16 protein-coding genes and 1 pseudogene are annotated in these 21486 nt (G+C 48.3%); 3 read left to right on the top strand and 14 right to left on the bottom strand.

All coding sequences use genetic code 11. The features are described from left to right. The first annotated feature begins 103 nt into the window (after window positions 1–103). Together HMPREF9442_RS06085 and HMPREF9442_RS06080 are read left to right on the top strand one after the other, a co-directional pair. Entirely contained in the window at window positions 104–2461 is a 2358-nt protein-coding gene (locus HMPREF9442_RS06085) for an FG-GAP repeat domain-containing protein (protein WP_008626477.1), read from the top strand. Between the two features lie 143 nt (window positions 2462–2604). After that, entirely contained in the window at window positions 2605–5022 is a 2418-nt protein-coding gene (locus HMPREF9442_RS06080) for an alpha-galactosidase (protein WP_253271041.1), read from the top strand. Window positions 5023–5353: 331 nt separating this feature from the next. Here HMPREF9442_RS06080 and HMPREF9442_RS06075 read toward each other — a convergent pair whose 3' ends face one another. The 10 genes from HMPREF9442_RS06075 to HMPREF9442_RS15700 all read right to left on the bottom strand — a co-directional run bounded on the left by HMPREF9442_RS06075 (window position 5354) and on the right by HMPREF9442_RS15700 (window position 16395). Next, window positions 5354–6448, bottom strand: coding sequence for an acyltransferase (locus tag HMPREF9442_RS06075; RefSeq protein ID WP_008626475.1), 1095 nt, complete (start codon window positions 6446–6448; stop codon window positions 5354–5356). Window positions 6449–6460: 12 nt separating this feature from the next. Then, window positions 6461–8173, bottom strand: coding sequence for an FG-GAP repeat domain-containing protein (locus HMPREF9442_RS06070; protein WP_008626474.1), 1713 nt, complete (start codon window positions 8171–8173; stop codon window positions 6461–6463). Window positions 8174–8179: 6 nt separating this feature from the next. Then, the gene (locus HMPREF9442_RS06065; RefSeq protein WP_436197882.1) at window positions 8180–9943 is read right to left on the bottom strand and encodes a glycoside hydrolase family 43 protein; all 1764 of its coding nucleotides are present in this window, start codon (window positions 9941–9943) and stop codon (window positions 8180–8182) included. A gap of 99 nt (window positions 9944–10042) precedes the next feature. Continuing rightward, the gene (locus HMPREF9442_RS06060) at window positions 10043–10834 is read right to left on the bottom strand and encodes a glycosyltransferase family 2 protein (RefSeq protein WP_008626472.1); all 792 of its coding nucleotides are present in this window, start codon (window positions 10832–10834) and stop codon (window positions 10043–10045) included. A gap of 22 nt (window positions 10835–10856) precedes the next feature. Then, window positions 10857–12119 carry a glycosyltransferase family 4 protein gene (locus HMPREF9442_RS06055; protein ID WP_040602730.1) on the bottom strand — a complete coding sequence of 421 codons (1263 nt, stop codon included), beginning with the start codon at window positions 12117–12119 and terminating at the stop codon, window positions 10857–10859. Between the two features lie 34 nt (window positions 12120–12153). Beyond that, the gene (locus HMPREF9442_RS06050) at window positions 12154–13065 is read right to left on the bottom strand and encodes a glycosyltransferase (RefSeq protein ID WP_008626460.1); all 912 of its coding nucleotides are present in this window, start codon (window positions 13063–13065) and stop codon (window positions 12154–12156) included. Window positions 13066–13068: 3 nt separating this feature from the next. Continuing rightward, window positions 13069–14643 carry an ATP-binding protein gene (locus tag HMPREF9442_RS06045; protein ID WP_008626459.1) on the bottom strand — a complete coding sequence of 525 codons (1575 nt, stop codon included), beginning with the start codon at window positions 14641–14643 and terminating at the stop codon, window positions 13069–13071. 78 nt (window positions 14644–14721) lie between these two features. Further along, a complete protein-coding gene (locus tag HMPREF9442_RS06040; RefSeq protein WP_008626458.1) occupies window positions 14722–15798 on the bottom strand; it encodes a glycosyltransferase family 4 protein in 1077 nt (358 codons plus the stop codon). A gap of 231 nt (window positions 15799–16029) precedes the next feature. After that, window positions 16030–16263: a DUF2442 domain-containing protein gene (locus HMPREF9442_RS06035; protein ID WP_008626457.1), complete on the bottom strand. Its 234-nt coding sequence runs from the start codon at window positions 16261–16263 to the stop codon at window positions 16030–16032. A gap of 9 nt (window positions 16264–16272) precedes the next feature. Beyond that, window positions 16273–16395 (bottom strand): DUF4160 domain-containing protein, encoded by a 123-nt coding sequence (locus HMPREF9442_RS15700; protein ID WP_008626456.1) that lies wholly within the window; start codon window positions 16393–16395, stop codon window positions 16273–16275. A 296-nt stretch (window positions 16396–16691) separates the two neighbouring features. Here HMPREF9442_RS15700 and HMPREF9442_RS06030 point away from each other — a divergent pair. Further along, a pseudogene (locus HMPREF9442_RS06030) lies at window positions 16692–16955 on the top strand (Rpn family recombination-promoting nuclease/putative transposase); the annotation flags it as partial. A 475-nt stretch (window positions 16956–17430) separates the two neighbouring features. On the opposite strand, the gene HMPREF9442_RS06025 reads toward HMPREF9442_RS06030, so the two are convergent. The 4 genes from HMPREF9442_RS06025 to HMPREF9442_RS16700 all read right to left on the bottom strand — a co-directional run bounded on the left by HMPREF9442_RS06025 (window position 17431) and on the right by HMPREF9442_RS16700 (window position 21362). Further along, window positions 17431–18534 carry a glycosyltransferase WbsX family protein gene (locus HMPREF9442_RS06025; RefSeq protein WP_008626448.1) on the bottom strand — a complete coding sequence of 368 codons (1104 nt, stop codon included), beginning with the start codon at window positions 18532–18534 and terminating at the stop codon, window positions 17431–17433. Continuing rightward, window positions 18518–19186, bottom strand: coding sequence for a CatB-related O-acetyltransferase (locus tag HMPREF9442_RS06020; RefSeq protein WP_008626447.1), 669 nt, complete (start codon window positions 19184–19186; stop codon window positions 18518–18520). The genes HMPREF9442_RS06025 and HMPREF9442_RS06020 overlap by 17 nt, the downstream gene beginning before the upstream one ends. After that, window positions 19183–20172, bottom strand: coding sequence for a glycosyltransferase family 8 protein (locus tag HMPREF9442_RS06015; RefSeq protein WP_008626445.1), 990 nt, complete (start codon window positions 20170–20172; stop codon window positions 19183–19185). Before HMPREF9442_RS06015 ends, HMPREF9442_RS06020 begins: the two co-directional genes overlap by 4 nt. A gap of 188 nt (window positions 20173–20360) precedes the next feature. Beyond that, the gene (locus tag HMPREF9442_RS16700; RefSeq protein WP_008626442.1) at window positions 20361–21362 is read right to left on the bottom strand and encodes a glycosyltransferase; all 1002 of its coding nucleotides are present in this window, start codon (window positions 21360–21362) and stop codon (window positions 20361–20363) included. Window positions 21363–21486 lie beyond the last annotated feature (124 nt).

Raw genomic sequence — 21486 nt, 5'->3', positions numbered from 1 at the left:
TCCTATTACGGTAAATGGCAGAGGCGTGTTTATCGTAAAGGCAAACCAAAAAGTTGTCAAGATAGTGAAGTAATATGATGTTTAATTTCTAAAAATAATAATTATGAGAAAAATGACTTTGAAAACAACGTTGTTCAGTGCGGCTTTGTTGGCTTCTGTTTTAGAAGTGCAGGCCCAGAATAATCCGATTACGTTCACGCGTGATATGACGTTTAGGGAAACCTATGGTTGGGCAAACAGTATGTGTACTCCCAAAATAGGTGATTTCGACAATGACGGAATCAATGATTTATGGTTGGACGGCCAGCGTCAATCGTATAGTTGGCAAACCCGTACCGTGTTTGCCAAGGGATTGGGGGAACGGACGTTTCAGGCCGATTTTGAACCCATAATGGAAATTCAGTTGGATTCGACCATCGTACAGAAGACCGATACGATATGGAAAACGGATGAAAACGGTGATTTCGTATTGGACGGCGAAGGCAATAAGATTATAGATGAAATCATACCGGTGGTAGATGAGGAAGGGAAGCCGGTGAATGATACGATTGTGACGAAAAATGAGATTTATGTCGGCACACAGAACGGTTTGCCCCAGACGGCTTGGAGTGTCGGGTCGCAACCCATTGATTTCAATGCCGACGGTTTGGTGGACTATCTGATTCTCCATCCCGGAAAAGTAGGTGACCTTCAGGGGTATATATTGGTAAAGAATTTAGGGAACGGTAAATTTGAAGTGGTGGAAGACGAAGCGCTTAGCTCCATTAAATTCTCTGAGAATCCGAAGAAAGGCGATTACAACCGCTTTAATGAAGACAACGCTTATACTTCGGTCGTAACGGGCGATTATGACAAAGACGGCTATGTGGACCTTTTGATAACCGGCAATGCATACGACGGACGTTTTGTGAAGTTGCTCCGTAACGTAAACGGCGAACGTTTTGAAGAAATGAACGTGTTCGAAGCATTGCCTTTCGATGTGGAAGTAAACCGTCACGGGCTGTGGGAAGAAAGCGGTGCCGGCGAAGACCCGGAGACGGGTGACCCTGTTAAGAGCGTGTATTTCAAGGATCAGCCCACCATGAAAGCCAAGCCTTTGAGCCATGGTTCCGTGGTCTTTTTCGATATGGACAATGACGGGTGGTTGGACATCGTGGTTTCCGGATATGCGGATGGTACAGACATGGGAGATGTCGGAACAGAACCCGGGGAAGATGAAATTCGTTTCTACCATAACCAAAAAGATGGTACGTTCAAGGATGTGACAGATCAGTTGATTCCGGTTGCCCAAGACGTTTTGGCTAATTTGGGATTCGAGGCTACCGGGACATTAGTAGATGTATTTAAGGTTTGGGGGTCGGTTAATACGGTGATGATGGCCACGGACTACAATCAGGACGGTTTGATGGATCTTTGGATTAGCGGAAAGAAGAGAGGCGACATTCATGAGACTTTCTGCCTTATCAACACTCCGACTGAGGGCAGCGTGTTCAGTTTCGTTGAAGAGACAGTGCCTATGGTGGGCATGACGGATGCCGGGAACCGTGGATTCTTCTATGCCGATTTCAATGGTGACGATGTTCCTGATTTATATCATCGTGGATATTCGGATGCGTTGAAACCCGATGGCAACAAATGGGATTGGTGTCGAGTCTTTGAAGTGAGTGAAGGTGGAAGCGTAGGCCTTTATACTTCTTACGACTTGGGTTATTGGAGTAACGACATTTTCGGAGGCTTCACGTGGATATGGGATGATTCAGATCCGATCCCGGGCAATTTCGGCGATGTGGACAACGATGGCAAGTTGGACATCATGGCCGGAGGTTATGAAGGCGGTACGGATAACTTTATCATCAGTTACAATGAAACCGATTATGAGCCGGTTTGTCCTGATGCGCCTGCTGAAGTGACGGCTGAGGCTGCCGAAAAAGGTCAGGTAATGGTAAAATGGCCTGCTGCTTATTTGAGCAATGGCAATGTGGCAGTCCACAATGTGTATATCCGCAACAATGAGACCGGTGTCGTCCGTATGTTGGTCCCGGCCAATACGGAAACCGGCAAGCAGTTGGCTTATAGCATGTTCGGTGCGTATGCCGTAAACTATTCCATGGATGAGGGTTCGTGCTTCTATATGTTCGAGAAATTGCCGGCCGGCAGCTATACCGTGGGTGTGCAGGCGGTGAACTATGCTTATTTGGCCAGTGGTTTCACGACGACGGAAGTGACCGTGACAGATGGGTATGAGGCCAGTATCCAAGCTCCGGAGAAGCAGGCCGGCGTGAAGGTTGCCGTCGAAGGCGATGTCATCACGGTGAACAGTTCGGAGTCTGCTGCGGTAGCCATCTACAACATGCAAGGCGCCGAGGTGGCTACGGGCATGACCAATGCTCCTATTACGGTAAATGGCAGAGGCGTGTTCGTCGTTAAGGTAAACCATAAAGCGGTGAAGATCGTGAAGTAATAAAAATAGTTTCTTTTGATTAACATTAGATTAGTTTAGATTGTGCGTTCCGGTCGTTTGTGAAAATAGCCGGGACGTTTTTTCTCTCTATTCCGATTAAAATCGAAGAGACCGGTTGAACGCAATTAATAAACTTTATAGATATGAGAAATACTTTATTAAAGCCTATTCTTAGCTTGTCTGTACTGATGGGTGCAGGTGGATGTTTCACGCAAGGGCATGCGGAGGATATTGTGATTGTGGACGGTTTGTGGAAAATATCCTATATCGAAAACGACCACGCTTTCCGTGTGAATGTTTTAAACGAGGACGGTTCGGCCCGGAAATGTCTTTTCACACGTTCCGCTTCAGAGGCGGTCTACGACAATGTGGCGGGGGAGTCGCGCACCGTGACGCCTGCATCTTTTGCCGATATAAGACAGACCGAGGAGCAAGTGAATGACGAGTTCGGGGCAGGGACTTGCTACACCTTTACTTTTACCCGTCCGGAGAACGGGGACGACGTGCAGATGGTGCAGCGGTTTTGTGTATATGAAGAAAACGACTTTTTAATTACAGACTTGTCCATAGAGGGGGACGAGGCTATACGTTCCAATTATCTGGCTCCGGTGTCGGTCAACCAGATGTATGTCCTCTTCTCCGAAAGTGAAGACAACCGTATGCTTAAAGTGCCCTTCGACAATGACGGGTGGACACGTTACAATAAGTATAAGATGGACACTTCGATGACTTCCTACGAAGTGGCGGCCTGGTTCAATGGAGAAACCAAGGAGGGGATGGTAATCGGTGCGGTAGACCATGACCATTGGAAGAATGCCATATCGGTGGAAGCTTCGGACAATGGCCGGGTCAATGTCCTGAAAGTCTATTCCGGTGCTTCTACGTCGGAGACGCGGGACGTCTTGCCTCACGGTAAGCTGAAAGGGCCTAAAATATCATCAGCCCGTATGTTTGTCGGTTTTGCAGACGATTGGCGGGCGGGCATGGAGACTTTTGCCCGTGCCAATACGATGGTCCGGCCGATGCGTGATACGTGGGACAAGGGCACGCCTTTCGGTTGGCAAAGTTGGGGCGTACTGGAAAAAAAGAATTCTTTCGATGCGGATGTGGAGATTGCGGATTATTATCATGAGGTCTTGAAGCCTAATGGTTTCGTGAACAGCCAAGGCATGCAGATAATCGGCATAGACTCTTGGGACAATCTGTCAACCGATGAGAGGATAAAGTTGTGCAAGGAAGGCGGAGAAAACGGCCAGACGGTAGGGTTGTATTTCACCCCGTTCTCCTGGTGGTGGGGATGGGGCGACAAGATGGGAAGCACCCAGTACACGGCAGAGGACTGTTTCCTGAAAGTGAACGGTGAGCCTTACAGTCTGGGAGGAGCCATGTGCCTGGATCCGACCCATCCAGGTACGAAAGCATGGATTTCTACCCGTCTTCAGGAAATGAAGAAACAAGGATTCCGGTTCCTGAAACTGGATTTCACCAGTCATGGCATGGTGCAGGCCGATTCTTATTATGCCAAAGGCGTGACGACGGCTATGGAAGCCTATAATAACGGGTTGAGCTACCTGACGAAAGTAGTCGATGAGGGAGACGAGCCGATGTTCCTTTCTTTCTCCATTTCTCCCCTTTTCCCTTATCATTATGGAAATTCCCGTCGCGTGGGGTGTGACACATGGGCTGATATCGGCCAAACGGAATATTGCATGAATGCCATTTCCGGCGGTTGGTGGACCGACTTGCTTTATCAGTATAATGACCCGGATCACTTGGTCATGGTCGGCAGCGGGGGCTGGGGAAGTCCTAAAAACTGCACGTTGGGAGAGAACCGCGCCCGTTTCACGAGCGGGGCGGTAACCGGAATGATGATGGTGGCCGACAATTTCGCCTTGAACGATGATTCGGGAAATGGGGATGCGCCTTTGTCGCGTGCCCGTGCGCAAGAAATCATGATGAACAAGGACGTTAATGAGATGGCCGATTTAGGACGCTCGTTCATGCCTGTGTATGGCCATAAAGAGCATAACGGGAATGCTGATGCGGCAGAAACCTGCTTTATGCATCATACGGAGGAATACCTGTATGTGGCGGTCTTTAATTACACCGACAAGGAGTCTGCCGGTAGCATCCCGTTGTCCGACCTCGAAATCGCCGGGGGCGATTTTGATGCGGTGAAGGAACTGTGGAGCGGAGAAACGGTGCTTGTGGACGGTGAGGAACTTTCTTACAAGGTGCCGGCCAAGGATGTGAAAGTGTTCCGTTTCCATAAGAAGCCCGGTTCAGGGATTGCGGATGCCACGTCGGAGGAAGGTAAAGATGTCCGGTTGGACGTGCACGTCCTTTCCGGGAGCAACGGTGGACTGGAAGTGAATATAGATGCTTCGGCTCCGTTGAGGAAAATAGATGTTTTCGACCTTCAGGGGCGGTTGCTGAAATCCCAGAATGTACGGGGGGTGTATAATGCTTGCGTGGCATTATCTCCGGTGAAAGGCCTGCTGCTGTTGCGTGCCTGCCTTCAAGAAGGGCAGGTGTTGTTAGCAAAAGCTATGGTTCATTGAGGGATGAGAGGGGATTGATTTAGGTTTTAAATACATCAGCTAAATGTTTAATTTACATCATCTTATGCTAAAATGCGTATTTTTTCTATTTTTTGCATCATTTTTTCTATGTAATCTCCTAAATCTTTCCTTTCTTTGCAGTGCAGTTAGTTAATATTGAGATTAGGTTAATGATTGGTTTAATAGGTATTTGGTTTAAGGAGAAGATTGTTTTCAGGATTTTATAAACAATGTTTTCGTAAAAACTCTATTGGACAACATTGAAAGGATTAAAAAAAGGAGATGTAGCGCGATGTTACATCTCCTTTGATTTTCTTATGGACAGGATGCTTTATCCTACAAGGTATTTTCCGAAAGGAAGCTTGGACAGCAGCCATGTAATGAGGTTGCTCAGCGTGAAGGTGCAGATGGTAAGCGTCAGGATGAAGACCGGGGTGCTTAGTTCCCATCCCTTGAGCAGGTCGAAGAAGACGGAGTAGAGTACGATGATGTGCAGCAGGTAAACGCCGTAGCTTAGGCGCGACAAACGGTTGACGAGGCCGTAATACGGGGCTTTCTGTTGGGGGATGGCTTTGCACATCATAAAAACACCGAAAGTCATCAGGATGACGTTGGGAGTACAATACAGCCAAGTCAGTTCCACTTCCCGTACCATTTCATGGGTGAACGAGCGGTAGTAGAACGGAATGGCAGTGACGGCATAACCCACAAGGAAACAAATCAGGCCGGCGCTGAGGCTTCGCGAGGCATTCCAGTGCAGGTGGTGGCGGATGTAATGTGCCAAGACCAGATAGCCGATGAAACCGGAAAAATACCAGAAACTGTGGAACTCGTTCCAATAGCATTCACCGAACAAGTCACCTGCCCCGATTTCTTTTAAATAAGGAAAGAGAGACGATACGAACCATACGGTGAGGAAAGCCAATTCTGCTTTTTGGCTAGTTTGTTTGAGCCAAGGAGAGAGGACGGGCATGAACAGGTACAGGCCGATGAGCATGTAAATGTACCACAGGTGTCCGCTGTCGCCGTTGAAGTTCCAGATGGGATGGAGCAGGCGCATGGGAAGTTCCGACGCGGCCATCTGTCCCATCAGGACAGGCCAGAAGGCGTAGATGCACGACCATACGGCAAAGGGGACGAACACCCTGACGAAACGCCGTTTGAAGAAAGTCGTGTTGTCATCCTTCAGGGGGAGCAGCAGGTAGGATGAAGTCATGATGAACAACGGCACGGCCCCTCTCATGGCACTGTCGATGAGGCTGACCCATATACGGTCGTTTTCCGAAGCGCATTGCCAGATGCCGTCTGCTCCGATGTAGAACGGTTCGCAACAATGCGTGGCGATGACCATCAGGCAGGCCAGGACACGCAGGTAATCGAGGAATACGATGCGGGTGGTTCCCGCTCTTGTAGCATTGTGGTCCATAATGTTTGTTTCTTAGAATAAGACTTTTTCTTTGTACGTCCCTGCCGAAACCAGAAAAGTGCCGTGTGCCGGAAGAACTATTGTCTCGTTTGTGGTTCCGTGCGCGACGAGGCATCCGTCCGTGCCGTAGATTTTCACTTGTTCGTGTAACGGGCTTTTCACTTCTATGTTGTGTCCGTTCTTGATAGTTTTGAACTGCCCGGAAAGGGATGCGGACGCTATCCCGGTGCTGACTTCCAAGGTGCATGTCCGGAAAGTGCTTCCGGCATACGACTGGTCCAGGGTCTGTACGCCTACGGTATATTTCCCGTCTCCGAACGGTTTGATGCGGTAGGTTTTGACCCGGGAGGACAGTGAGGTTTGCAAGTCCGTGCCTGTTTTGAGCTTTCCGGTTTTCCGGTTTGCGGGGATGAGGCAGTACGTTTCTCCGGTCGTTTCGTTCCGGACGAACAAGTTATAACGCAAGGCCGAGGCAGGCGATTCGTTGTCCGAACCGTCTTCCCAACGGATGACCAGTTCGACACCTTGCATTTCTGCCGATACGTCGCCCGGGGCATCCGGGAAAGTGTTGCCTTTCAACCCGTTCTTTTCCGGTTTGTTCTCGTAGACGCGCAACGGAGAGGAGTAGCAGGTCGGTGCGTCGGCGTCGCGTGTCCCGATGTAGCCGCCCACGATGATGTCCATGTTGCCGTCCCCGTTCCAGTCCCCCATGTTGATGCCTCCATCCTGGTTCACGGGAACGATGGGGTAGGAGGTGTCCATGGTGAACTTTCCTTCCTCGTTCTGGTAATAAATCCGGTTACGGAATCCGCTGCCGTCGCTCGGTTCACCATTGATAATCATGTCCATCCGTCCGTCTGCATTGAAATCCGCCACGAGAGGATTGGCACGGCTTACGCCGAGAATGCCGCTTTCCGTTTCCGGGACATGGCGGAAAGACAGATGTCCGGAACCGTCTGTCGTATTATAATAGATAGGAGCCAGACAGACCCAGTTGTCACCGTTTCCGGTGCTGATGATGTCCAATGTCCCGTCTCCGTTGATGTCTGCCAAGGTGGATTGTCCTTGGAATGCTCCGGTGAGGTTGTCGGGCGTGAGGTCGGCAAAGCTTCCGTTTTGTTGGTTGATGTAGGTTTTCAAGGCCGTGGAAGTCTTGTCACTGTAGCCGGAGTACTCGATATCCAGCCAGCCGTCGTTGTTCAAGTCTCCGAACATGACCGAACCGTTGGTGGCGGCTTCAAAGTCGATTTCCTGACGGATGAAGCGTCCCGTGCCCTTGTCGTTGAGGTACAAATCGATGTGCCGTCCGTTTTGGTAGCTCATGATGACGACATCTGTGTAGCCGTCATGGTTGAAATCCCCCGTGGAAACCGGATTGTAGAAACCTTCGTCGCGGCGTTGCAGGAAACCGGCATCCGGTACGCGTTCAAAACGGAAGTCTTCATCGGCACCCAAGTTGCGGTAGAGCGTGACGAACTTGGTGTCTCCGCTGATGTTCCAGTCTCCTCCCTGTCCCATGATGAGCAAGTCGAGGTTCTCGTCATTGTCGAAATCGAGAAACACGGCATTCGTGTAAGTGGTGGGTTGCAGGAAGCTGTATTTTTCCAACGTGAATGTGCCTTTGTCGTTAGGGCGTGCCAGGATGGCCAGTTCATCCCATACGTGCGCTGTGGCGGGCATCCAAGCCAATAAGGCCAGGATGCCGGTAAATAGTTTCTTTTGCATGTCTTTTTATTTTGAAGTGTGGGACGCAAGCCCGCCGGGACCGTCGAACAAATAGGTGAATTCGTCGAAATAAGCTGTGCCGGAGGTCTCCTGCGTGTTGTAGCTGTACAGGCCGATGCGGCTGCCTTTCCAGTCGCCGGAACCGGATTCGAACGTGTCGCCGAATTCAATGAAGGTTTCGTTGTCCACGCTGTAATAGAATTTATGCTTGTTGTTCACTGCGTCGATTTCCAACCGGATATAGATGCCTTTGTCCATGACCGAAGATATGTTGAAGGAGGTCGTTTGGGCCGTCCCGTCCTTTTCCATGTAAAGCCGGGGAGTGGCTGTTCCGTCCTTGTCTTCCATGATGACACCGCCGCCCACGAATTTGTTGCCGATGCATTCTATGCCGGCCCGTCCGCCGGGCGTCAGTTGCGCGAAGTCTATTTTTACGGTGACCACGCCTTTGTATCCCATGGTCTTTTGCGTAAACTGGTTGAAGGCCGTGCGCAGCTTCTCCGCCTTTTGCGATTTGATGGCCAGCCAGCCCGGTTTTTCCGTCAGCGACCAGTATCCGTCGTGCGGGTTATGGTTGAACTGCCATTGCAACCCCAACTCCGTAGCTTCGAAGTCGTCGCTGGATTGTGGGGCATAGGCTTTTGTTTCCACGCCGGTGGAGGGCTTGCGGCAGATTTTCATGGGTTCGCCGATGCCGTTCTTGTCGTAGTCCGTACCCATTTCAGGGAATCCGTCCTTCCAGACGACGGGTTGGAGGTGTACCACGCGTCCCTGCGGCTCGGTGGACTGGAAGTGGTAGAACCACCATTCCCCCTCGGGCGTGTCGACCAAGGCACCCTGATGCGGGCCGTTCACTTTGGTCGAACCCATTTCCAGTACGCGCTTCTGTTCGTAAGGGCCGTAGATGTTTTTGGAGCGCATCACGGTCTGCCATCCTGTGCTGACACCGCCTTCCGGGATGCTGATATAGTAATATCCGTCTTTTTTGAACAGTTTCGTGCCTTCTGCCACAGGACCCTCGTACACTTTCCGTCCCTCATCGAGCAATGTCTTGCCGTCCGCGCTCATCTTATGGATGATGATGGGGCCTCCGCCCAACTGGCTCCGTCCGATGTAGGCTTGCCCGTCCTCGTCCCACAACGGGCACGGGTCTTCCCATCCTGACACTTTCTTCACTTGGTAGAGCGGAGTCCATGGCCCTGCCGGATTGGTGGCCGTGCTCATGAACAGTCCTTCGTTCGGCGTGCATACGTACATCCAGAATTTGCCGTCGTGGTAGCGCAAGGCCGGTGCCCAACTGCCATTGCCGTATTTGTCCATGCCCGAGTAGCCGTCCAAATCCATCCGGTCGTAGATGCGGCCTATGATTTTCCAGTTTACCATGTCGTCGGACTCCAATATGTTCATGCCCATGAAGTGGAACTCCGAGCACGTCATGTAGTATTTGTGTCCCACGCGGATGACATCAGGGTCTGAGTAGTCACCGTTCAATACGGGATTGGCAAACGTCCCGTCTCCCAAGTCGCCCCAACGTGTGTCCGTGTACCATCCCGAGGAGCCGCCCAAATCCTGCCCTCCCGAAAACAGTCCCATGCGTTCGCTGTCCGTGTAAGCTCCCATGACAGGGCGAGCCCGGTGTTCTCCCGGGAAAAACTCCTGTACGGATTCTTCCCCTTGTCCTACTTTCTCAAACGCTGTCATTTGCTGTGCTGTGAGCGGCATGAAAGCCAAGTTGCAGCACAATAAAGAAAATGCGATTGTATTTTTCATGCGTTGATGATAATTTATGAATGAATGCACAAAAATACAATCAAGAGCCGGGGCGTACTATTACAAATACGTCATAAAATGTAAGGTTGGCATCTATCCTTATCTTTTCAGGGCGGCCCGGATAACGAACCGACCGTGTTGGATGAGGGTAGTCGTCCAACCGAAGTGTGAGGCCATGATGCGGAAACGTTCCCGCAGTGATTCCTGATGGTGCTGTGTGGTCAGTCCTTCACTCAGGTAATCGGTAAGGATAAGCCTTGTGTTATATATCGGTTGTTTGAGACGTTCCGCCCGTTTCAACAAACGTATGCACCAGTCGTAGTCGGCAGAAAAGCGAAAGCTCAGGTCGTAAAGTTCCTGCCGGGCCAAATCCGTTCGTACATAAAACGATTGGTGGCAAACCAACATGCCGTGTCGGAACTTTTTCCAGGTCAGTTGTTTCGGTGCTTGCAGGCGGCGGTGGCGGATGAAGCGTCCTTGCCCGTCTACCCAATCCGTTTCGCCGTAGAGGATGGCGGGGCGGGAAGTGTTCCGGCCTATATGGCCGAAAACCTGTTGTAAGGTGTCGGGGCCGTGCAACCGGTCTCCGGCGTTCAGGAAGACGATATAGTCGCCGGTGGCATGTTCCAGGGCCTTGTTCATCGCGTCGTAAAGTCCCTTGTCCGGTTCGCGGATCACCCGGATGTCATGCGGGCACGTCTTACCCGTATTGGCATCCACGTATCGGTGGATCAGTGCCATGGTCTGGTCTTTGGAACATCCGTCGATAATCAGGTGCTCGATGTGGGGGTAAGTCTGGGCGGCCACGCTTTCCAAGGTGCATGGCAGCGTCTTTTCCGCATTATAGGTGACAGTGGCAATGGTTACGGTGGGGAAAGGGGTTTTGTTCATGTTTTTTTGTGTGGGGTGGGTTTTATCTTTTCTCGGATGCGCGTTTGTAAATGGCTATATATTTGGAAGCCACGTTGGTTTCGCCGTAGTGGGCCAAGGCCGAGTGTACGGCGTGGGCGGACAGTTCCTCCCACGGGGCGGTTTCCAGTGTGAAATGTATGCCTTCGGCCAGGTCTTCGGCGTTCCGTGCTTCGGCCAGGTAACCGTTTCTACGGTGGTCTATCATTTCCGGTATGCCTCCGACGTTGAATCCTACGCAAGGTATCCCGCAGGACAGGGCCTCCACGATGGTATTGGGCAGGTTGTCTTCCAACGAAGGCGTGACGTATGCGTCCACTGCATTATACAGGCGTGCCATTTGTTTTTCGTCGCTTACGTAGTCGATGGCATAGACCGGGAACGGGAAGAGCGCACGGATTTGGTCGGCACGGTTGCCGACCACCACGATGCCGACGCGTGCGGCCAATTCGGGATGCTTTTCTTTCAATATGCGGCAGGCTTCCATCAGGTAATCTATGCCCTTGCGCGGGTCGGTGGCCTTGAGCGAACCGAAAAGCAGCAGCTTCTTGTCGATGGGCAGGTTGCATTGCAGGCGCACCTTGACCTGTTCCATCGGATGGAAGATGTTGGCATTGATGGTATTGGGGATGGAGGCGACCTCTTGCCCGACCAGGAGTGCGCTTTGGCGTGCCAGTCCTTCCAACCACCGGCTGCAAGCCACGAAAATGATATGTGCCCCGCGCAGCATCTGTCGCTTCCGCCGGAACACCTTGGCCGAGAGGTCGTGCGTGCCGCCCCCGTGCAGGAGCAGGGGACAGTGGTGGCATTCGGTCTGGTATTTCGTGCACTCCCCGCTGTAATGGCAGATGCCGGTAAACGGCCATTGGTCGTGCATCGTCCACACGATGGGTTTGCCGCTGTCTATGATGCGGCGTATGTCTTTCAGGGAAAGGAAGCCTTGGTTGATCCAATGCAGGTGGATGACATCGGCTTCCTTGAATTCCGGCAATGCGGTGATGTCCGTACCGGTGTTGGCCAAGTCCACTTGGAACAGGTTGTGCTTCTTGAACCGGTTGGCTTTCCAGATGCAGACGCGTTCCCATACGAATTTGGCTTTCAGCAGGGGGGACTGGGGCAGGCTAGCCACCGTAATCTGGTCCGTCCGTTTGTCGCGCACTAGCATTTTGGCTTTTACCCCGTTGTTTTTCAGGGCTTCCATGAGGCGGTTGGCTGCGATGGCCGCCCCTCCTATGTTTTCGGATGTGTTGATAATGAGTACTCTCATACGCTTTTCATTCGTTTCTTCTGGAGGCATGGCCTTATGCGCCGAAATCCCCCTTTAATGTCCGTTTGAGCCGTCTTATGGCTTTGGCCGTAAATGAATTGGTCTTGGCATAATAACGCGAGTAGGCTTTCCTTGCCTCGGCGCATTCCTCTATCGGTTCTATCTTTACCACCGGCAATGGCTCCATGTAAAGTCCGGACTGGTATAGGTTTCCGCCACCGCAATTCGTCCCGCTACCGTCGAACCCGGTGTTTTGTACAAGTGATTTTCCCACATTGAGCGACAGGATGCCATTGAGGAATAAAGAGGCATTCCATCTGATGGCCCAAGAGTTATTCTTTCCTTCGGTTTGTCGGCGGAGCATGCGGGTATATCCGTATTTTCCGTTAAAGTCGAATGTGTAGGTCAGTTTCTTCCGTTCGAGTTCTTCCAATAAGGCTTTCCCGTCGGGATTAAAGAACTGCCAGGCGCGTTTCCAAGTGGCCCACCCCCAACTTCCGGTCCATTTGATAAGGAACGTGTCAGGCAAACTCGGGTCATTGGTAAAGTCGCAGGCTTGTATGTGTCCTACTTGGGGGACATCGGCGTAAACGTCCAGTGCGTCGTTCATGAATTGGAGGAAATGCGGAGCCACGACCAAGTCATCTTCCAATACGATGACCCGCCCGTACCGGTTGACCATTGTGGTGACACCGTTTATGATGTTCCTTGCCAGCCCCCAGTTCTGTTCCCGTTCCGTGACGTGTACTTGCCGGAAGCCTTTGGCTTCCCTTACGATGTGCCTCACTTCTTCCACGGCTGCGCGGTCGGCCTCCGAACGTGCGGCATCGGAGTAGATGAACAGGTCGCTGTCCGCAGACAGCGTGTTGCGCGACAATGCCTCTAAGGCTTGCCGGGTGTGTGCGGGGCGGTTGTAGACGAATAATAATATCGGTGCTGTGTCCATGTCTTATTGGATTTGCTGCGTTTCGATAGCCCAGTCGCCCAATGTCTTCCGTTCGAGGTCGAAGTTGATGCCGACCTTGACCACGGGCAGCCCGCATAAGGCGAAGCGTTCGGGATAGTTTTTGAGGTTGATTTGCTGCATGGCTGCTTTTGCCGTCCGGTTGAGTTTGGCCTCGATGAGGTAGAGCGTGGTTGGGGTGCGCAACACGACATCCACCCTGCCTTTGGGAGTGCGCACTTCCACATCCGCATAGTAACCGAGGAGGCTGAAGATGATGTAGAGCACTTGTTGGTAATGCCCCTCGGTGTCAGTCCGTTCGCAGTAGGGTATGGTGGAGAGGAACGTTTGGAGGAGTTGCAGCATGCAGTCCATGTCGTCGCGCGCCATTGTCCTAGCCATGCGAATCACCATGGAATTGGTGGACAGGCTGTCGGGGGTGATGTAATAAGGGATGAGGCTTCTCATCAGTCCGATCCGGACTTCCTTATTGGGAATGTCGAGGGTGTAAGCGTCGAAGTTTGTGTCATAGTCTTTGATGGTGATGTATCCGCTTTGGTAAAGGAGCGGGACGATACTTGTCATCCTTTCGGTGGGCGCGTCGAAATCGGATGCCATGGCTTCGGTGCCCCCGATTTTGGAAGGGGGCACGTTGAACTTGTTGAGCATTTCGATGAGGTAGGTGGGCGTGCCGCTCCCGAACCAGTAAGAACCTAACTTGCCTTGGGAGAAAGCCATGAGCAGACTGAAAGGATTATAAATGTCGGGCGAGGGCCATGTGAAATGGTATCCGTCGTAATTCTCTTTGAGTTGCCGCATGGCCTCTTCGGGGGTAGTGCCGAGCTTTCCGGCCAGTATTTCAAGGTCGGCTGCCATCTGCGTCCGTATTTCTTCCTCGCTGATGCCGCATACGGTGGCGTATTCCGGCAGCATGCTGATATTCTCAATATTGTTAAGCTCGCTAAAGATGCTCAGTTGGGAGAATTTGGTGATGCCGGTGAGGAAGACGAACCGCAGGTAGGGGTCGCAGGCCTTTAGCGGACTGTAGAAGTTCCGCATGACGTTGCGCAGTATGGGCAGGTCTTCTTCCTCATGCACCACGTCGAGCAGGGGAGCGTCGTATTCGTCGATGAGTACCGCCACTTGCCGGCCCGTCTGTTCGCAGGCCCGGCGGATAAGGTCTGTAAGGCGTGTGTTCGTGTCAGGGATGTCAGATTCGATGCCGAAATTCCTTTCCAATGTCTTCAGTTGCCACAACAGGTAGCGTTCCAGTCCTTCCTTGTCCAAATGCTTGCCCATGCTCATGTCGAAGTGCAGTACGGGATATTCCGTCCATTCCGTTTCCCACTTTTCGATGGCCAGTCCTTTGAACAGTTCTTTCCTGCCTTCGAAATAGGCCTGCAGGGTACTGGTGAGCAATGACTTGCCGAAACGGCGCGGACGGCTGAGGAATACGTATTTGGAGTCGGAATGCGTGATGCGGTACACGTGTTCCGTCTTGTCGATGTATAAGTATGGTTTGTTCCTTAGTTCGGAAAACGTTTGTATCCCGATGGGGTAAAACCTGCGTTGTTGTTCCATGACTTTTCCTCCTTCTGTTAGTCTGAAAGCAAAGATAAGGCTTTATTTTCGATTTCATGCCGTGCGGAGGCCGGATTTTTACCGGTCGTGCGCCTTCGTTCTTGCCATATCTTTTAATATTACGGATAATTCATAAGTATAGTGTTCTAAATTAAATTCCCGTTCAGCCAAATTACGGCCGTTACGTCCCATCTGTCGGGCTTCTTCCGGGTGGGTATATAGGTATGCAATGGCTTGTTTCCATCCTTCCACATCATTGTAGTCCACGTAGATTCCCGCCCTTTCTTTCTCTATGTCCATTTCAAATTTGGGATTACGGGTACAGATTACGGGGAGCCCTAACGCGAAAGCCTCGACCAGAGTGGTCAGTCCGACGGTGTAAGGAAAGTCCTGGCAACAAATTACAACGAATCTTGAACGGCAAACTTCCGTGGCCAGCATGTGGGGGAGGATGCCTACCGTGAAATGTACCCGTATATTGGAATATGCCTCGTATGCTTTCAGCAGGGCTTGGTATTCCGGATCCGGAGTGGTGAAGATTTCGACGGGAAGTCCTGTCCCGGCAAATGCCTTGAGTAATGTGGCGAAGTCACGATGCTCTTTGCCAGTGGTGATGAATGCCCTTTCCTGCTTCCCGTTGCCTGTGGCAGGAAAATGCTGGCGCAGGTAGTCATAGAAATCAATGTCGGCTCCCCAATGTATCAGGTGCAGCCGGTCGGCAGTGACCTTGCCCGATTGCAGTGAATCGTTTATCAAGGTTTGGCTGAAAAAGAACATTTGGTCGATGCCTTTGTAATAGAAGCGCGAAATCATGTCCTTTATTGGGTTGGGGTTGCGGACTACGGCTTGGTGATGCCAAATGGCGATGGGCTTGCGGAACAATCCCAAGGCGCGGCAAAATATGATAAGCTCTAAACCATAAAAAGAAGTTCCATATAACAAATCATACGTTTCCTTGCATCGTATAATCTCGAAGAAATTGTAGAATGATAATTTGAGGCGGGATGAAAAACGGCGGAAAGGGTGGAGTATCGGCGTGATGCCATATTTGTTAAAATGAGTTAGTCCGTACAGGATATGTCCGGGGTGCAGATGCTTTTCCCATTCCCCCAATGCTTCCTCTATGGGACGTGTGTGGTAATAATAGATTTTCATGTTCCGAAATTCCCTTTTTTATGTGCGTTTGATTCTACGTATGGCTCTTGCCATAAACGGTAATATAAAAATCATTTGTTACGGCAAGTTTCGGCTTGTCGGCATTAACATTCTTTGTGCTTTGCGTGTGGCGAACAACAGTCTTGACGGATTAGGAAGAGAATCTGCCTGCCTCTTGCGGTTGTTTGCGAATGGCAGGCAGAAAATAATGGAGACTATCATTGGGGAGTTTTATGCTTCCGGTAAGGACAGCAGGTATTCGGGAGCGAAATCCGCCCCATTCTCCCATTCTATGGTGTTATACTTTACGGTGAACCGCTTGAAGAAGTTCAAGTCCTTCAGAGGCTCGAACACCTTGCCTTTTAACGAGGTGCGCAAGTCCACCACTTTTGTCACTTGGTTGTTGAACCATAGCCGAATGCGGTAGCCGTCCACATATTCGGCTTTCACTACTTCTGTAAACATATCCGTATCCTATTTTAAAGGTTCTATTTTTTTCAAAGGGTCGCCTTTTTGCGCTTTCTCCCAGTTGTCCATCAGTTCTTCTTTGTGCTGTTCCAACCATTCAAGAATCATCTTCAGTGCCCTGCCCGGCATTTAGTTTACAAAAATAGCATAAATATCCGAGAAATAGGCAATTACTCCCCCAAAAAATATGATAGTCCATATTTATTTTTACATTTTTCCCTATACGTATGCTCTCCTATATTACGTGGACTAATAGGATGGACTCTTTTTGTTTCCACGGCGTGGAGGAGCTGATGAGTTTGCTGTTTCAAAATAGGTTATGGAGTTTTTCTTGGGCAATGTAGTCTTAACATAAATTATGTGTTCGTCTTCCGCTTTTATGCTTGGAGCATTGGATATTTCTTTATTTTTGTGAAAGTTAAAACATGACTTTCAAGGCTCGTAAGTCTGTGTTCGAGAAGTTGGAGCAGATAGTGGACATCGCGTCTTTGTCGAAAGAAGAGCGAATGAAGTACGACGAAAGCATCAAGGTGTACCGTGACCAGTTGGCCACGTTGGATTTCGCAGAACAGAAAGGACGTGCAGAAGAACGGTTGGACATAGCCCGGAAGATGAAGGCTTCATCTGTTCCGGCAGGGACAATAAGCCTTTACACAGGCTTGTCATTAGAAGAGATTGCCAAACTATGACAGGATGAGCTTGTTCCGTTTTCATGACGTGAATGTGTTTGTCCGATTGATGGGTAAGCCGTTTAAAATAGGTTATGCCCATTTTTTTTGCACAAAATCAACAGGTTTCACCTTAATAAATTGTTCTACAGGTTGTTTTGTTGTGCACAAGCCTCTTCTGTGTGAAAGGGAGGTGAAGCCTTGGTGAAGGATGTTACAGGAGAGATTTCACCATATTACGCTGATATACAGAAAGTATGAAGGATGCGAACCCTTTTTTGCAAAAACTTCTTGAATGTGGTGTATAGGAGGGCGTAATCCGGCTGACTTTTGTTCTTTTTTCGTTTGCCGCAAGGTGACAAATAGTTTACAGCCGAATCGAAAACCGTTCGGCTGTGATTGGCATGGCGTTTTGGGGTTTTCGTTGGGCCATGTATGGCTTAATATGGTTTATGCTTTTGATTATTCATGTTTTTATAGAGGGGGTTCTTTGTTTTTAATGATAAAATACATCTTGAATAGCTTCTTTTAGTGCTTTGAGATATCCTTTGCCAAATTTTAAGTCGGGCTCCATATAATTGCCTTCAGCCCATTCATTCCAGGATTTGAGGAAAACAATGCGGTCTTCCATAGCTTTATGTGATATGTTGTTGAAAGATGCCTGGGCATGTTTTTTAAATTTCTCGGGGGTAGAGCGGATGAGAATGTGTCCGGCTCTGCCTGAGCGGGGAGAGTGATCCCAATTGGGAATGAGAGTGGGATAACAGTCATTGGCTTGTTCCTCAGGACCTTGAAAGTATTGTGAAGCACGGCTATACTCAATATGCCGTCCTCTTTTTAATGCAATACGTTGAAACTTGGCATTTATGCGCTCCCACAAAGAAAAATCCTTTTTGAATACATCGAATAGCCTTATTAAAACATTGGCATTAAATCCCCATTGGCGAAAAAGAACCAAATCTTCTATTTTATAAGTATGTCCTACAAAGTGAATGCGGAAACCGTGTTGGGAGGCAAGCTTTTGCCACAGTTCGATAAAGTGGGGAGGATTGGGGATTTCTTTAGGAGAGTAGACTACAAATATGGGATTTCCGTGTATGCGAATGTATCTTGGGTCTTGGAAAGCGGGTAGCACGGCATTGAAATGTGCAATGTAGTCTTCATCCCCGGGATAGAGTTGTTCCATTAACATTTTATGTCCTCCGTCTTTGTTGAACTGTTTGTCTTCCCAACTATGGTTTGCCCATGCCAGACAAAAGGGGAAATCCGGTTTCCCACTGTTTAGCACTTCGTTGAATGGCCTTTGTAGTAGTTGCTTGCCATTTCCAAACCAATAATGCCAGTAACAGAAACCTTCTATGCCATATTCACGTGCCATGTCGGCTTGGGCTTGACGTGTTTCCGGCAAACGAAGGTCATAATAGCCTAAATCAGCTGGTACACGTGGTTGGTAATGTCCTTTGAATAAAGGTTTTGCTTTGCCCACGTTGGTCCATTCCGTAAATCCCTTGCCCCACCATCTGTCGTTTTCCGGGGTGGGATGGAACTGCGGTAAATAAAAGGCGATGACCCTTACTTTTGGATTATTGTTGGGTTCCATGTTGAATTAATTTTATGATATGTAATGCGTCTTCTTTTGTCTTTAGCGGACGGTACAACTCATCTATAAGCGTGGTTATTTGCGTTGAAGACAATTTATTTAAACAGACATTTTTGATAATTGGAATTATTTCTTCAGCTACTCGGTAACGGATGAGCCGAGCCGGGTTGCCTCCAACAATTGCATAAGGAGGAATATCGTGTGTCACAACTGCTCCGGCTGCTATGATGCTTCCTTTGCCAATCGTAACGCCGGATAGTATTGTAGCTCCGTAACCAATCCAAACTTCATCTTCAACTATGATAGGACCTTTGCTACGGCTGTCTGTTTGGCAGTGTTTGCCTTCAAGGGTTGAGCGTATGGGATAAGTAAATAACGTTTCAGTCTGATGATTGCCGCTTAAGATGAAATGTACGTTTGAGGCTAATGCTACATAGTTCCCTATTGTTAATTTTTCTATTGGGGGAAAATAGCTCAAGATATGTAACTCTCCGTATGTGCCGTTGCCTACTTCGACACATTCCATTGGAAAGATATTCATTGGTACGGTTTGGTTTTGCTTGTTGCGTTTGCGCCATTCTTTTTTGAATTTAGTAAGTGCATAAGCTCGGACAAAACTTCGTAATATGGGGATTTTTGAGGAGAAATTCATCTGTTGGTTATTCTTTTATAAGTTTTTCGTAAGAATCGTTTCAGGCTATATCGCTTAGTTCGCATCAATAAATTCTGAGGTAACGATATGAGGTATAATGCCATTCCTCCCGGGGTAGCTTTCATAGCTTTTATCCAATCATTCCGTCGGATGAGCCGGAAACAATTCCATGGTTTGTCGAAACCTGCATAATGAATTTGTACGGGATGTGCCAATCCTTCATTAAACTTAGCGAGTGCAATGACTTTGTCTCCTGCAAATTCGGTATTGCCTTGGTAAAAATCTCTTTGGTTCATGTTTAACCGATAGAAAGAGATAGGCAGGCTATAATCTATCGGTAAATATTTGATGTGGGGCCAACAGGTTAAAATAATGCAGTCTTGTTCCGGTAAACGTAGTCGTGGATAGTTGTTGACATAAAAATTGATAATTTCTTCTTGTTTATGGTCGTTGCGCAATTCTTTGAGGTTGATAAGTAAGAATCCTGCAGCAATTTCATGTTCAAGTATTTCCATTTCAGCCGTACTGAAGTCTTGCCGGTAGTAAGGCATACGGCTATTTTCTATTGGTCCTACGCCGGCATAATAAAACTTTTCATTTGGGAACATAAAAAACACAGGAGAGAAATCACCAGTAAAAACTACGTCCACGTCCGAACATATAATTCTGTCATATTGGGGAAGGACATCAGTTGCAATAAGTTTATAGAAAATTTCTTTGGAGTAATGTGCTTTAGTGCCGAAATTTTTAATTTTTTCATCGTATTGTGTGACATTAATGAAATGTAATTCGGCATATGCAAATTCTTTTAGACTGTTCTGTAAAGATTGTTGGGCTTTGGTGGACAAGGTCGTATGGAATACATATAATTCATACCAATATTGCGGTGAGGCATGTTTCATCATGGAGTGGATGGCAACCTTTGCTGCTAGCAAGTAATTAGCGTCAAAAGTAAAGAATACAGGTATTTTTTGCATATTGTCCATATTGTGGGGCTCTTAGGAAAAACGGATAATGCTTTGTCTCAATTTCTGTTTTATCCTTTTGTTATTATTCATTTTTTTGCAAAAATATGGAAACTTTTTTGTCCACCCAAGTCTTTAAGGCATCTTTTTTAGATGGTATGTGCTTTTACGAAATTTAGTTTAAACTCTTGTTTCCGCTTTTAGTCAAACTATAAATCTTGTTCAGTCACCGTATTGTAGAATTGTATATTATAATAAGTGCAGATGAATGGGGAGAAAAAACCACGAATCATGAAAATCAATCCTTTATCCTTATGGGGAAGAGGATATATTTGTTTGCGATGTTTCATGCAAGTGAAACAAAGCTGTAAAAGATTCAATGGGTTACGGCTATAGAACAGTTCGGTTATCTTGTGTAAGACGGGGTGGCGTGTTGAAGATGTTTGTTCATGAATGTTGTTATAGAAACATTTAAAACTTTCTGTATTTCTAAGTTTGAAGAAGTTGTATGTTCCATATACATAAGGAGCTATAGGGGAATGTGGCTTATACTGGGACAACTTTTTTCCTACGGTAGTTATCACAGATGCTGGGTGTACTCTATGCCACGATAGTGGTTCTTCGCATTTTATGATGCTATCGGTTAGGGCTGCGTTCATGGCTAGCCACCAATCATAATAGAATGTCATACCGTCCCAGGGCTTCAGGTTTTCGATAAAAGTCCTTTTTATAAGCATGGCGTGCCCCGGTATATTGTCTCTAAAAAACAAAGACTCTGCGGTGAAAGGCAATGGGAGGTAGTCTTTGGTTTGCTGATGAGAGCAGGTTGGGGAAGATATAATGTCAGAGAAGCACAGGTCGTATCCTTTTTTCTTTTCTATTGATTGTACTAATTTTTCTACTTTCTCTGGAAACCAAATATCGTCTTGGTCGGAAATTGCTATATAGTCTGTTTCTTTGGATACGAATTTGAATGTGTCATGAAAGTTTTGGTTGCATCCTTTATTTCGTGCATTTTGGTGTATTTTGATAAAAGTGTGTTTTGCAGCATATTCTCGTAGTATATCTATCGTGCCGTCTGTGGAACAGTCGTCACTGATGATAATTTCGTGGATAGGATAAGTTTGCGCGAGTATGGAATCCATTTGTTCACGTAGAAACCGTTCTCCGTTGTAGGTACACATTACGACAGATACTGTTTTTTTCTCCATAAGGCTTGTTTGTTTGTAGCAAAAGTATGAAATATTTTGTTTTCATAGTGATTTTGAATGCCTTTTATTTAATGAGCGTGTTTTTTTATACCCATTTAATAAAAAATATATCCTAATATTTGGA

The sequence above is a fragment of the Paraprevotella xylaniphila YIT 11841 genome (genome assembly GCF_000205165.1).
In the GTDB taxonomy this organism is placed as follows: domain Bacteria; phylum Bacteroidota; class Bacteroidia; order Bacteroidales; family Bacteroidaceae; genus Paraprevotella; species Paraprevotella xylaniphila.
Note: the sequence above shows the minus strand (reverse complement) of the source record. Positions and strands in the feature narration are given on the sequence as shown.

What these genes read in the sequence shown, in the direction of transcription:
- HMPREF9442_RS06085 (WP_008626477.1), top strand. Translation starts at nt 104, where the DNA reads ATGAGAAAAATGACTTTGAAAACAACGTTGTTCAGTGCGGCTTTGTTG.
- HMPREF9442_RS06080 (WP_253271041.1), top strand. Translation starts at nt 2,605, where the DNA reads ATGAGAAATACTTTATTAAAGCCTATTCTTAGCTTGTCTGTACTGATG.
- HMPREF9442_RS06075 (WP_008626475.1), bottom strand. Translation starts at nt 6,448, where the DNA reads ATGGACCACAATGCTACAAGAGCGGGAACCACCCGCATCGTATTCCTC.
- HMPREF9442_RS06070 (WP_008626474.1), bottom strand. Translation starts at nt 8,173, where the DNA reads ATGCAAAAGAAACTATTTACCGGCATCCTGGCCTTATTGGCTTGGATG.
- HMPREF9442_RS06065 (WP_436197882.1), bottom strand. Translation starts at nt 9,943, where the DNA reads ATGAAAAATACAATCGCATTTTCTTTATTGTGCTGCAACTTGGCTTTC.
- HMPREF9442_RS06060 (WP_008626472.1), bottom strand. Translation starts at nt 10,834, where the DNA reads ATGAACAAAACCCCTTTCCCCACCGTAACCATTGCCACTGTCACCTAT.
- HMPREF9442_RS06055 (WP_040602730.1), bottom strand. Translation starts at nt 12,119, where the DNA reads ATGAGAGTACTCATTATCAACACATCCGAAAACATAGGAGGGGCGGCC.
- HMPREF9442_RS06050 (WP_008626460.1), bottom strand. Translation starts at nt 13,065, where the DNA reads ATGGACACAGCACCGATATTATTATTCGTCTACAACCGCCCCGCACAC.
- HMPREF9442_RS06045 (WP_008626459.1), bottom strand. Translation starts at nt 14,643, where the DNA reads ATGGAACAACAACGCAGGTTTTACCCCATCGGGATACAAACGTTTTCC.
- HMPREF9442_RS06040 (WP_008626458.1), bottom strand. Translation starts at nt 15,798, where the DNA reads ATGAAAATCTATTATTACCACACACGTCCCATAGAGGAAGCATTGGGG.
- HMPREF9442_RS06035 (WP_008626457.1), bottom strand. Translation starts at nt 16,263, where the DNA reads ATGTTTACAGAAGTAGTGAAAGCCGAATATGTGGACGGCTACCGCATT.
- HMPREF9442_RS15700 (WP_008626456.1), bottom strand. Translation starts at nt 16,395, where the DNA reads ATGCCGGGCAGGGCACTGAAGATGATTCTTGAATGGTTGGAACAGCAC.
- HMPREF9442_RS06025 (WP_008626448.1), bottom strand. Translation starts at nt 18,534, where the DNA reads ATGGAACCCAACAATAATCCAAAAGTAAGGGTCATCGCCTTTTATTTA.
- HMPREF9442_RS06020 (WP_008626447.1), bottom strand. Translation starts at nt 19,186, where the DNA reads ATGAATTTCTCCTCAAAAATCCCCATATTACGAAGTTTTGTCCGAGCT.
- HMPREF9442_RS06015 (WP_008626445.1), bottom strand. Translation starts at nt 20,172, where the DNA reads ATGGACAATATGCAAAAAATACCTGTATTCTTTACTTTTGACGCTAAT.
- HMPREF9442_RS16700 (WP_008626442.1), bottom strand. Translation starts at nt 21,362, where the DNA reads ATGGAGAAAAAAACAGTATCTGTCGTAATGTGTACCTACAACGGAGAA.